Below are 12,666 nucleotides of genomic sequence, written 5' to 3'. Positions count from 1 at the left end.
TTAAATTTCTCCTTTTTCAGTGTCTTTTTTAACCTTCCGTATAACTTTCGCAGGCACTCCTGCCGCAATCATATTGGCCGGAACATCTTTTGTTACAACTGCTCCGGCTGCAATGACCGAACCTTCACCAATCGTAACCCCCGGAAGAACCGTTACATTTGCTCCAAGCCACACTTTTTTTTTCGATGTGAATCGGCTGAAATATCATACCTGCTCTTTTCTCGGGATCTTCCATATGATTGATCGTTGCCAATACTGCATTATGTCCAATCAGGACTCCATCCTCTATATAAATACCACCCTGATCCTGAAACTTACATCCTGCATTAATAAAAACATTTTTACCTATATGGATATTTCGTCCGCAGTCTGTATAAAACGGAGGAAACATTCCAAAACTTTCATCTATTTTTTGTCCGGTAAGTTCCGACATAAGCTGTATAATTTCTTCTTTTGTATGATATTTGTTATTCAGCTCCATCGTTATCTTTAATGCCCTTTGAGACAGCTCATGCATAACCAGATGTTCTTCACTTCCACCATCTACGATATATCCGGGCTTCATATTACTCAAATATTCTTCACACGTCATAATTAACCAACTCCGTTTTCTTTAAAAAATTTCTGAATTTTGTCAAATGGGATCACATTCGGATTATCGTATAGATCTGTATGAACAGCTCCCGGAATTGTCAGCAGTTCTTTATTGTATGTGTACTTGCTGTCCTTAATCATATTTTCATAAGCATCTTTTCCAAAATAATAGCTGTGTGCTTTTTCTCCATGAACGATAAGGACTGCACTTCTGATTTCATTACTGTACTTTAATATTGGCTGATTCATAAATGACATACATCCAATACTGTTCCAGCCATCATTTGAATTCAGGCTCCTTTTATGATAACATCTGCCTTTATAATACTCACTGTAATCTTTTACGAAGAAAGGTGCATCTTCCGGAACCGGAAGGGGAACACAACCACCGCCTCTTGAATATTCGCCTTTACGGTATTCTTCTGTCCTGAGGGTATTCAGTGACTGTTTCTTTGCATAACGTGCTTCTTCACTGTCCTCAGAATCAAAGTATCCATTCGCATTTACTCTTGTCATATCATACATGGTAGAAGCAACGGTTGCTTTTATTCTTGTATCCAACGCAGCTGCGTTAAGAGCCATTCCACCCCAGCCGCAGATTCCAATGATTCCTATTTTATCCGGATCCACATCTTCCCGAACAGAAAGGAAATCAACAGCAGCCATAAAATCTTCTGTATTAATATCTGGAGAAGCCATAAATCTTGGATAGCCTCCACTTTCCCCCGTAAAAGAAGGGTCAAATGCAATTGTTAAATATCCTCTTTCAGCCATTGTCTGTGCATATAATCCGGAACACTGTTCTTTGACTGCCCCAAATGGTCCGCTTACGGCAATCGCAGGATATTTCCCAGATGCATTTTTCGGTTTATACAAATCTGCGGCAAGTGTGATTCCATAACGATTTACAAATGTCACTTTCTTATGGTCTACTTTTTCACTCTGTGGAAAAGTTTTATCCCATTCAGATACCAGCTTTAATTTTTCTGTTTTTAACATATTTAACATCCTCCATATGCAAAATTTCTTGTAATTACACTAACAATAGTATATGATATAAATATCTTACAACCTAAAGTTAACTTTAGGTCAAGCATAAATTTGAAAGAAGGTTTTTTATGTATACAATCGGTCAGGTCTCTGCAATGTTTAATCTTCCTATTTCTACATTAAGGTATTATGACAAGGAAGGCTTTTTCCCTAATCTGGAACGCAAGGGAAATATCCGTTATTTCAGCGATAATGAATTAGAAGCACTTCGTATCATTGAATGTCTGAAGAAATCCGGTCTTGAGATAAAAGATATAAAGCAATTTTTTATCTGGGTATCTGAAGGCAGCTCCAGCTATGAAAAAAGGAAAGAATTATTTGAAACCAGAAAATCAGCTGTTGAAACTGAAATTCAGGAACTTCAAAAAACTCTCTCCCTCTTAAAATTCAAGTGCTGGTATTACGAAACAGCAATGAAAGATGGTAACGAAGATGCTATAAATGCCATGTTGCCTGACAAACTTCCAAAAAATATACAGAAACTATATGATAAAGGGCATGACTGATTTTTGCTTTCTCCATCAAACTGGAATTGTTCAAGCTTTTCAAATACTAACGTCCTTAATTCTGTTCAATAATTGATTTATAGTAGTTACCAAAGTCAGCAAGTGAATTAACAATTGGAAGCATTTTTGTTCCAAGTTCCGTTAAGCCGTATTCAATTCTCGGTGGCTGCTCATGGTAATCGTGGCGATATGCCAGCCCATCACTCATCATTTTTCTTAAACTATCTGTCAAAACCTTTTGTGAAATACCATCTATACTTCGTTGTAGCTCATTGAATCTCCATGGACGCTCTTTCAAGTTACGCAAAATCAGCAGTTTCCATTTTCCGCCGATAAGAGATACTGCTGTTGACATACCCTGTTTATGAAAGCTGCGAATTGCCTTCTTATTAAAGTGTCGCTCCATAAGCACCTGACTTATTTCCTTGCCCGACTGCATTTTATGCCACTTTCGGATGCACTCCCTGCAGCATGTTGCCGGATTGTGTCCAACCCTTTTTCAGATTCGTGATTTTTTCAAAATCCGGCTTTATAATCAAAAAAGTACTCATCTCAGACACCTAGTATCTTTTACGCAAAAAAACCAGATACCATTTTCGAATGATATCTGGCTTTTCTCTTCTTATACATCTCTTATCAGTCTTTCGTTTCCATAATAACAATCCGACCATTTACAAAACTGATCTTCACTTCATCATCCACAAACTGGTTGCTCACCGTCAGACTGTCGCACGGCATCAGATCATGATGATTGAGCGGCCATTTCGTACCCTCCAAACTGAAATCATAAATCTCACCTTCCAAAGAAAATACAGAAAGATATGGTCCGTATGCTTCTGACTTTTTCAGCACACAGGATTTATTCGTTACCCAGATTTTATTTTTCTCATCCAGAATGCAGGCATTTACTCCGGCATCACATGCCACACTAAGTGTCTGGACATTCGCCCACAAATGATCGATTCTTCCACCGGTTGCCCCAAGAAGGATCATCTCTTTGCTTCCCAATGTAATTCCCAGCCGAAGAGCAATCTCTGTATCCGTCGCATCCTTAACCGGATTATATTCCCGGATCGGAATATTCGTCTCCTTGCGATAGTAATCAATCACCTTTGGATCAATACTGTCAAAATCCCCAACAATATACTGAGGCTCAATCTTATGGTTATACAGATACTCAAGCCCCTTATCTACTGCGATAATATAAGCCTCCGGATTTGCTTCAAGAACCTTCTCTGCAAATCCCTCGTCAAGCATTCCCCCACTGATAATGACTGTCTTACTCATAATTCTTTAAAATCTCCATCAATTCTCTTGTGTTTTCTCCTGCATTCCCTTTGAATACAGCTGATCCCGCAACAATCACATTTGCTCCCGCATCCAGTGCTTCTTTCACATTGAATGCATAAATTCCTCCGTCAACCTGGACATCAGTCTCAAGTCCACGTTCATTCAGCATTGCCCTAAGTGTTCTGACCTTATCCAGCATCTCAGAAATCAGCTTTTGTCCGCCAAATCCCGGGTGGACTGTCATCACAAGGAACATATCCACTTCACCAAGGAATTCCTTCAGGACCTCCACCGGTGTATCCGGTGAAATTGCCAGTCCTGTCTTCATGCCACACGCTTTGATCTTGTCCAGAGTCGCACGTATATCCTTGCATGCTTCATAATGTACAGTAAGAATATCCGCTCCTGCCTCTGCAAATGCTTCCACATAACGGATTGGTTCCGTGATCATCAGATGCGTATCTATCACCTGCTTTACCGCCGGTTTGATTGATGCAAGCACAGGCATTCCAAAAGAAATACTCGGTACGAACACGCCATCCATCACATCAAAATGTAAATATACCGCTCCATTTTCCTCTGTCTGGCGGATACCTTCTTCCAGATTACAAAAATCTGCCGATAAAATAGATGGTGATAATTTATATTCCATTTTAGTACCTCCTTTTTTCCTTCTGTTCCAGTTCCCGATACATCTCGCAATAATCTTCATACCGCACCGGATGCACTTTTCCCTCTTCCAGAGCCTCTTTTACCAGACACCCCGGTTCACTGATGTGATTACACCCCTGAAACCTGCAGCCTCCCTGATACTGATCAAACTCCGGAAAATAATATTTCAATTCTTCCTTGCCAAAATCATTGGTATACAGTGACGAAAATCCCGGTGTATCCATGATATAGGAATCCTCGTCGATCGGGATCAGTTCTGAATGGCGGGTAGTATGTTTTCCCCGCTCGATCTTTCTGCTGATACTTCCGGTCTCCATATTGACATTTTCCTGAAGACAGTTGATCAGAGAGGATTTTCCAACTCCTGAAGGTCCGGCAACAGTTGTTGTCTTTCCTTTTAGTGCCTCTTTAATCTCCAGAATATTTTCTCCTTCTCTGGCACTTGCAAAGATCACACGGTACCCACAAGCCTCATACGTCTTCTCCAGAGACTCGATTTCCGGCTCATCTGCAATATCCTTCTTGTTGAAACAGATAATAACCGGAATCTCCTGCCGCTCCATCATAACCAGAAACCTGTCCAGCAGATTAAAATGCGGATCCGGCTTCTTCACTGCAAATACAACCAGTGCCTGATCAATATTTGCCACTGCCGGTCTGATCAGTTCATTCTTCCTTGGAAGGATCCGGATGATATTACCGGTCTTCTCTTCTGCATCTAAGATCTCATATTCTACCAGATCTCCGACCAGTGGTTTAATCTTCTCCTTACGGAAAATTCCTTTTGCTTTACATTCATAAATGACAGATTCTACTACGTCATAAACGTAGTAGAATCCTGCAATCCCTTTTATAATTCTTCCCTGCATAAAACAGTCCTTTTAATTTCCTGTATTGTTGCCGTTATTTGAGTTGTTACCGGAATTATTGCTACCCGAATTGTTACTGTCGGATCCACTGCTTGCCTGTGAGCCATTGCTTACATACAGTGTGATCGCAGTTCCTACATCTACCGATGTACCTTCTCCCGGATCAACTTTTACAACTTTTCCAGATGGTTCTGCACTGTCAATATCAACTTCTGTATAAGTCAGATTTCTGGCATTCAGTGCTGAAATCGCATCTCCAAGTGTCTTTCCTGTCAGAGTTGGTACCTTCACCTGATCTGCAGGCTTTGGTCCTTTGCTGACAACATAACTCACACTTGTTCCTTCAGCCACCTTCGTTCCGGCATCTGTGCTCTGACGGATAATCATACCTTCTGCATAATCATCTGAATATTCTTCACTACTCGTTCCGCCATCGGACAATCCGCTTGCACTCAGTGTAGATACCGCATTATTTACATACATTCCCACAATTGACGGAACTGACACTTTGTCCGGCTGTTTTTCACCTTTACTGATATACAGTGTGATTTTAGAGTCAGCAGATACCTCTGTTCCCTCTGCCGGATCAGTCCTTGTAGCTTTTCCACTTTCAACATCACTGCTGTATTCACTGGTAACAGTAATGTTCTTGCTCGTAAAGCCCTGTTTGATCAGTGCTTTCTTGGCTGCATCTTCATCCATTCCCTCTACACTCTGGATCATGATCTTTTCCGGTCCTGAACTTATTACAACCTTGATCACCGTATTTTTCTTGACTTTCTTTCCTGCTTTTGTCTTCTGCTCAATAATCGTACCTGCTGCCTTATCTGATGCTTTCTCGGATTCTACTTCCAGCTTCAGCTGCTTCTTTTCGCACATCGTCTCTGCAACATTCTGCGGCTGTCCGACCAGATTTGGCACTTCAATCTCATTGGAAACTGAAATCTGACTGTCTGAACGCTTACCGAACACACCTGCTGCTTTGCCGATCAGGAAAATCAGCGCAAATGCAACGATCACTGCAACTGCAACCATGAGGATCTTCATCATCTTGTTCATCTTCGGATCTACGCCATTTTTACTGTTACCGTGTCTGCCCCCGTTATAATTATCCTCTTCGTCATCCTCATCATAGTCATCATTTTCGTCATATTCTTCATCGTCATAGCCATCATCATACTCTTCGTCATCATAACCATCGCCCTGACGCTTTTTCATACGTGCCATCCGCTCCGGCGAGATCATCACCGTATCTCCCATACTCCGGATCGGAACCATATCTACAAATTCGCCACTCGGATCGACCAACGCCCTCTTCAGATCCTGGATCAGTTCTCCGGCACTCTGGTAACGTCTTTCCGCGCTCTTCTGTGTACACTTGAGAATAATCTTCTCCAGCGCCGGATATAAATCCGGTGCATACTCAGAAGGCGGGGTAATATTCTCCTGTAAATGCTTCATTGCAACCGAAACAGTAGAATCGCCATCGAAAGGAACCCTTCCGGTCACCATCTCATACATGGTGATACCTGCAGAATAGATATCACTCTTCTCATCACAATAGCCGCCCCGTGCCTGCTCCGGAGATACATAGTGTACCGATCCCATTGCACTGGTGCTGACTGTCTGCGATGTTGTCGCCTTTGCAATACCAAAATCTGTAACCTTTACCTTTCCTTCTTTGGAAATGATAATATTCTGCGGTTTGATATCTCTGTGTATGATGTGATGATTGTGAGCTGCCTCAATACCAGTACACATCTGAATTGCAATACTGATCGCTTCCTTGGAAGAAAGCTTTCCTTTTTTCTGCACATATTCTTTCAGAGTGATTCCTTCTACCAGCTCCATGACCATATAATAGAGTCCTCGATCCTCCCCTACATCATATACATTGACAATATTCGGGTTCAGAAGCCCTGCTGCTGCCTGTGCTTCTGACCGGAATTTCTTTACAAAGTTTTCATCTTCCCTGTATTCTTTTTTCAGGACTTTCACTGCGACATATCTGTTCAGCATACAGTCCTTCGCCTTATATACATCCGCCATTCCACCGGCTCCGATCTTGCTCAGAACCTGATAACGACCACTTAAATAAATCCCGTCTTTTACCATATACTCACCTCATCAGAAAACGGTTCTGCAAGAACAACACTGATATTGTCATTGCCTCCGTTCTCATTCGCCCGGTCAATCAGATTCTGACCGGCTTCTACGATATCTCTTGCCCCTTTAACTATCGCAAAAATTTCTTCATCCTCTATCATATTACTGAGTCCATCGGAACACATCAGGATGATATCTCCCTTTTTGAGGCTGAATTCATAAAAATCCACCTCTACATCCTCTTTTACTCCAATTGCTCTGGTAATGATATTCTTATCCGGATGATGTCTTGCCTCTTCCTCATTGATTCCTCCCAGACGAACCATCTCTTCTACCAGGGAATGGTCTCTGGAAAGCTGCCTGATATCCTTATTCAGAAGATACAGACGGCTGTCACCTACATTTATAAAATAAAGCGTATGATCGATCACAGTTGCCGCAACCAGAGTGGTTCCCATCCCCTCCAGATTAATGTCTTCATCTGCTTTCTCGATCAGCTTGTGGTTCGCTGTCTGAGCCGCATCTTTTAAAATCTCTTCCGGCCCATCCTTTAATGTATGCTTCAGTTCTTCTTTCAGAACTTCCACCGTATATTTTGACGCAAAATCGCCTGCCTTGTGTCCACCCATTCCATCGGCTACTACCAGAAGATTCGGCAGCGTACCTAATGACTCATCTGTGGCAAACACGTAATCCTGGTTCATTTCACGTTTTCTTCCAACATCTGTCATAGAAAATATTTTCATATTTTATACTCCTTGCATCGTCTTGCGCCGTAACTGTCCACAGGCTCCGTCTATATCTGAGCCCATTTCTCTTCTTATAGTAACATTTATCCCGTTTTTTTCAAGTTTATTTTTGAAATTCTCGGCACTTTTTTTGTCCGGTTTTTCGTAGTTTCTCTCCTTGATCGGGTTCACCGGAATCAGGTTTAAATGGCAGTTTCTGTCTTTTAAGATTCCCATCAGCTCTTTTGCATCTTCCGGTGTATCGTTTACGCCGTGAACCAGGCTGTACTCAAAAGTGATCCTCCGTCCGGTTTTTTCAAAGTAATAATCACACGCTTCCAGAACCTCATGAAGCTCGTATTTATTTGCCACCGGCATCAGCGATCTTCTCTTTTCCTGGTTGGAACCGTGCAGGGAAAGTGCCAGCGTGATCTGCAGCTTTTCTTCTGCAAGTCTCCGGATGTTCGGTACAATTCCACAGGTAGACGCCGTGATATTTCTCTGGCTGATATTGAGCCCGTGCTCATCACTGACCATGTGAATGAATTTCAGAAAATTGTCATAATTATCCAGCGGTTCTCCGGTTCCCATGATCACAATATTAGAAACTCTCTCGCCAGTGATCTTCTGGATCTGGTAAACCTGTCTTAACATCTCTGACGGTGTCAGGTTTCGTTCCAGCCCGTCCAGTGTTGATGCACAGAAACGGCATCCCATCCGGCAGCCAACCTGCGAGGATATGCATACCGAATTGCCATGTTTATATTTCATCAGAACACTTTCTACCATATTCCCGTCTTTCAGACAAAACAGGAATTTATTGGTCCCGTCAATCTTTGAAATCTGTCTTTTTTCCATTTCGACTCTTCGTATTTCGTATGCTGCTTCCAGTTTCTGGCGTAAAGTTTTTGGAAGATTGGTCATTTCTTCAAAATCATCCACCAGCTTTTCATGGATCCAGGAATAAATCTGTCGACTGCGGAATCCTTTTTCTCCAATCGCCAGCATTTCTTCCTGCAACTCTTCAAATGAATACGAAGCGATATCTTTTTTTTCCATTATCTGCCCCTCCGGATAAATTTAGCAATATAGAAACCATCGGTTATATCAGACGGAAAAATCTGTTTCTCCCATTCCAGGTCAAATTCCGGATGTTTTTCGGCAAACCATCCGGCGTTTTCCTCGTTCTCTGTCCTGCTGATCGTACAGGTGCTGTACATCAGTGTTCCCTCCGGCTTCACATATCGGCAAACCGCATCCAGGATCTCTCTCTGAAGTGCTGCAACTTCAGTCTCCGTCTCCGGGTTCATCTTATACTTCAGATCAGTCTTCTTCGCAAGGACACCAAGACCGGAACACGGAAGATCCGCGATCAGAACATCTGCTTTTTCCTCAGAGTCCGCATCGAAGCAGGTTGCATCCTGCTGCACTGCACGGATATTTTCAAATCCCATCCGTGAAATATTTTCCCGAATCAGCTCTACCTTCATCTCTGTCAGATCCCTTGCCTCTACCATACCTGTCCCATTCAGGATCTGTGCCGCATGGAGCGCTTTTCCTCCCGGTGCCGCGCACACATCCAGTATGTAATCTCCTTCTTTGATTCCTGCCTGTTCTGCTACCATGATCGAAGCTGCATCCTGTACCTGGAATTTTCCTTCCCGGAACGCCGGGATTGCTGCCAGATAATCATAGCCTGAGATCAGAAGCGCAGACGCAAGAAGCGGATGTTCTTTTACCTGAATGCCTTCTCCTGTCAGCTCTCTGATCAGCTCTTCTTTGGTGGTTGCATTTCCATTGATCCGGATTGTTGTTGCACGTTCTTTATAAAAACCTTCCAGGATGTATTTCGTCTTCTCTTCTCCATAATCTCTCACCCACATACGGATGATCCATTGTGGCATGGAATACTTTATTGAGAGAAATTCTTCTGTATTCTCCGGATACGCAATCTTATCAATGTTTCGCGCGATATTTCTAAGTACCCCATTTACAAATCCCCGCAGGTTCTTAAAGCCTTTCCGGGTAGCAAGGTTGACTGCTTCATTGCATGCTGCCGAATCCGGAACCTGATCCATGTATTTGATCTGATAGACCGCACAGCGCAGGATATTGCGGATCACCGGTTTCATTTTTTCTGTCTTTACTTTTGAAAACTGGTTGATAATATAGTCCAGTTCTATCCTCCGCTCTGTTGTCCCTTCTGCAAGCCTGGTCAGAAATGCACGGTCCTGCTTGGACAGATACTGATATTTTTCCAGCACCTGTCTGAGCACGATATGACTTTTCTCTCCACGCTCGATTTCCAGCAGGATTATCAGTGCAAGTTCTCTTGTACCTACTCCCTGGTTATTCGTCGTCATTTCTTCTTCCTCCTGTCAGGATCAGTATTCTTAAAAGCTGCAGAAGTGCAGATGCTGCACTCGCCACATAGGTAAGCGCTGCCGCTGTAAGAACACTTCTTGCCTCACGTACTTCTGATTCATATAGCATGCCTGAATTTTTCAGGATTTTAAGTGCTCTTCCCGATGCATTAAACTCTACCGGAAGCGTGATGATCTGGAACAGCACTGCCAATGAAAACATCAGGATCCCAAGATTGATAAACAATGTAGACATTTCTCCTCTGATAAATAATCCCATTATGATCAGCGGCCATGAAATCCCGGATCCAAAATTCGCCACCGGAACAAGTGCTCCGCGTATTGTCAGCGGTACATAATGCCTTGCATGCTGGATCGCGTGTCCACATTCATGTGCTGCAACTCCAAGTGCCGCAACCGATGTCGAACCGTAGGTGGAATCTGAAAGCCGCAGTACATGGTTTGCCGGATCGTAATGATCGGTCAGTTTTCCACTTACTCTCATCACCTGTACATCATAAATCCCTTCCATCCTGAGGATCTGCTCCGCTGCCATCGCACCGGTGATCCCGGCGTGGTTGCGAACCTGATCGTACCTAGCGTAGGTGGAATTCACTTTGGCGGATGCAAGGGCGCAAATGATGACGCCGATGATGACAAGGAAATAAGTTGGATCAAAATAATATGGGTAATACATGTTTGCCTCCTTGTTGAATAAGGGTCCGCCCGGAAGCGAAAGATATTCGCACGCAGGCCCGCTCGCGCTTAGTCCGGAAACGTAGCGGTACTAAATTCGGCTTTCGCTAACGCTCAGCCTTATTAAGTGCCGACGTTTTCGATGACCTGCTTAGCGAATATCTTTCGCTTCCAGGCTACATTTTTCAATGGGTGTCGGCTGTTTGTCCTATCGTGCGGTGCACGATGGGACAAATGCGCCAAAGGGCGCGAAAAACGCTTTGCGTTTTTTTGCGCCAGATATGTTAGGTCATAAAATATTTGTTATATTAGCAAAACTCAAATTTTAAAATTAAATTCTAACCTAATTTTTCTCCTGTTTCTATGTGGTATCCGCGTAGGAAGGCATCGGCTTCCATGCGTTTTTTGCCTGGGATCTGGAGGGACTTGATGGCTAGTCTGCCTTTGCCGGTCTGAACTTTGAAGCCGTGTTTTGTGACTTCTGTGATCGTTCCGGGCTCATGAGTATCTATGGTTTCTACAACATCCTCTACTTCTGCTTCCCAGATTTTCATCGTTTTGCCTTCCCACTGGGTGTAGGCACTTGGCCATGGATTTAAGCCGCGGATCAGGCGTTCGATTTCTACTGCTGTTTTCGTCCAGTCGATCTCACCGGATTTTTTGTTGAGCATTTTTGCGTATTCAGTGGTGCTTTCGCCCTGTTTTTGTGGAGTAATGGTTCCTTTTTCCAGTTCTGCAAGGGTATGGACGCAGAGTGCGGCTCCTTTTGCGGAAAGTTTATCGAAAAGGCTTCCTCCTGTTTCTTTTTTTTCTAATGTGATTTCTACTTTTTCCAGCATATCACCCGTGTCAAGTCCTTCATCCATCTGCATCGTTGTGACACCGGATACTTTTTCTCCATTGATGACCGCCCATTGGATTGGTGCAGCACCGCGGTATTTCGGCAGAAGGGATGCATGGACATTGATACATCCGTACGGTGTCATTTCCAGAATCTCTTTTGGAAGGATCTGTCCAAACGCCACGACTACGCAGACATCTGCCTGATATTTTTTCAGTTCTTCGATACATTCAGGTTCCCGGATCTTCTTTGGCTGATAGACCGGGATATTATGTGCAAGTGCACATTCTTTTACCGGAGTGAACTGCATTTCTTTGCCTCTGCCCTTTGGCTTGTCCGGTTGTGTGACAGCGAGCACTACTTCATGTCCTGCTTCTACCAGTGCTTCCAGTGTTCCGACTGAGAAATCAGGAGTTCCCATAAATATTATCTTCATCTTATCTTAACCTCCCGCTTCCAGCCTAGGCTTCTTCGTATTCTGTGCTGTGAAGTTCGCCTTCTACTTTTTCTACATAAAGATGACCGTCCAGATGCTCCAGTTCGTGACAGATTGCTCTTGCCATCAGTCCTTCGCCTTCGATCTCGTATTCTTTCATATCTTCATCAAGTGCTACTGCTTTTACATAATTCGGACGGGTAACAATACCGGATTTACCTGGTACACTAAGGCATCCTTCTTCCCCGGTCTGTTCTCCGCTGCTCTCTACGATGCGTGGGTTGATCATGACAACCGGACCTTCTCCGATATCGATGACAACGATTCTTTTGAGAATTCCAACCTGTGGTGCAGCAAGACCTACCCCCATTGCCTCGTACATGGTCTCTAACATATCATCGATCAGTTCTGTTGTTCTTGGTGTCATCTTTGTTACTTCCTTACACACCTTTGTCAGTACTTCATCGCCTATTTCTCTGATTTTTCTAATTGCCATTTGTTCTTCCTCCTGCCTT

At 43.3% G+C, this 12,666-nt stretch carries 13 protein-coding genes and 1 pseudogene; 1 reads left to right on the top strand and 13 read right to left on the bottom strand.

What is annotated here, in order from left to right; genetic code table 11:
• Positions 1-592: pseudogene (locus PG766_RS07870) on the bottom strand (sugar O-acetyltransferase).
• 2 nt (positions 593-594) lie between these two features.
• On the bottom strand, positions 595-1,593 hold the full coding sequence (locus tag PG766_RS07865) for an alpha/beta hydrolase (RefSeq protein WP_118198809.1): 999 nt from the start codon (positions 1,591-1,593) through the stop codon (positions 595-597).
• A 119-nt stretch (positions 1,594-1,712) separates the two neighbouring features.
• Between PG766_RS07865 and PG766_RS07860 the strand changes: the two genes are divergently transcribed.
• On the top strand, positions 1,713-2,150 hold the full coding sequence (locus PG766_RS07860) for a MerR family transcriptional regulator (protein ID WP_118198808.1): 438 nt from the start codon (positions 1,713-1,715) through the stop codon (positions 2,148-2,150).
• A gap of 55 nt (positions 2,151-2,205) precedes the next feature.
• On the opposite strand, the gene PG766_RS07855 is transcribed toward PG766_RS07860, so the two are convergent.
• From PG766_RS07855 to def, 11 genes are all read right to left on the bottom strand, one after another.
• Entirely contained in the window at positions 2,206-2,505 is a 300-nt protein-coding gene (locus PG766_RS07855) for a winged helix-turn-helix transcriptional regulator (RefSeq protein WP_270590727.1), read from the bottom strand.
• 281 nt (positions 2,506-2,786) lie between these two features.
• Complete coding sequence (locus PG766_RS07850) at positions 2,787-3,437, bottom strand: thiamine diphosphokinase (RefSeq protein ID WP_008372144.1); 651 nt, start codon at positions 3,435-3,437, stop codon at positions 2,787-2,789.
• Positions 3,430-4,092: a ribulose-phosphate 3-epimerase gene (gene rpe, locus PG766_RS07845; RefSeq protein WP_118198806.1), complete on the bottom strand. Its 663-nt coding sequence runs from the start codon at positions 4,090-4,092 to the stop codon at positions 3,430-3,432. The genes PG766_RS07850 and rpe overlap by 8 nt, the downstream gene beginning before the upstream one ends.
• A 1-nt stretch (position 4,093) precedes the next feature.
• On the bottom strand, positions 4,094-4,981 hold the full coding sequence (rsgA, locus tag PG766_RS07840; protein ID WP_008372146.1) for a ribosome small subunit-dependent GTPase A: 888 nt from the start codon (positions 4,979-4,981) through the stop codon (positions 4,094-4,096).
• A 12-nt stretch (positions 4,982-4,993) separates the two neighbouring features.
• Positions 4,994-7,096, bottom strand: coding sequence for a Stk1 family PASTA domain-containing Ser/Thr kinase (gene pknB, locus PG766_RS07835; protein ID WP_118198805.1), 2,103 nt, complete (start codon positions 7,094-7,096; stop codon positions 4,994-4,996).
• A complete protein-coding gene (locus PG766_RS07830; protein WP_022220921.1) occupies positions 7,090-7,833 on the bottom strand; it encodes a Stp1/IreP family PP2C-type Ser/Thr phosphatase in 744 nt (247 codons plus the stop codon). Before PG766_RS07830 ends, pknB begins: the two co-directional genes overlap by 7 nt.
• Before the next feature lie 3 nt (positions 7,834-7,836).
• Positions 7,837-8,874: a 23S rRNA (adenine(2503)-C(2))-methyltransferase RlmN gene (rlmN, locus tag PG766_RS07825; protein ID WP_055157425.1), complete on the bottom strand. Its 1,038-nt coding sequence runs from the start codon at positions 8,872-8,874 to the stop codon at positions 7,837-7,839.
• Positions 8,874-10,178, bottom strand: a complete 1,305-nt coding sequence (rsmB, locus tag PG766_RS07820; protein WP_118198804.1) for a 16S rRNA (cytosine(967)-C(5))-methyltransferase RsmB — start codon at positions 10,176-10,178, stop codon at positions 8,874-8,876. Before rsmB ends, rlmN begins: the two co-directional genes overlap by 1 nt.
• Positions 10,165-10,875, bottom strand: a complete 711-nt coding sequence (locus PG766_RS07815; protein ID WP_008372155.1) for a zinc metallopeptidase — start codon at positions 10,873-10,875, stop codon at positions 10,165-10,167. The genes rsmB and PG766_RS07815 overlap by 14 nt, the downstream gene beginning before the upstream one ends.
• Positions 10,876-11,212: 337 nt before the next feature.
• A complete protein-coding gene (gene fmt, locus PG766_RS07810; RefSeq protein WP_118198803.1) occupies positions 11,213-12,151 on the bottom strand; it encodes a methionyl-tRNA formyltransferase in 939 nt (312 codons plus the stop codon).
• A gap of 25 nt (positions 12,152-12,176) precedes the next feature.
• On the bottom strand, positions 12,177-12,647 hold the full coding sequence (gene def, locus PG766_RS07805) for a peptide deformylase (protein WP_008370813.1): 471 nt from the start codon (positions 12,645-12,647) through the stop codon (positions 12,177-12,179).
• Between the last annotated feature and the right edge of the window lie 19 nt (positions 12,648-12,666).

The organism is Coprococcus sp. LG101-27 (genome assembly GCF_027695515.1).
GTDB classification, from domain to species: Bacteria; Bacillota; Clostridia; order Lachnospirales; family Lachnospiraceae; genus Allocoprococcus; species Allocoprococcus comes.
The sequence above is the reverse complement of the archived record's forward strand: the minus strand, read 5'-3'. Positions and strand labels throughout refer to the sequence as shown.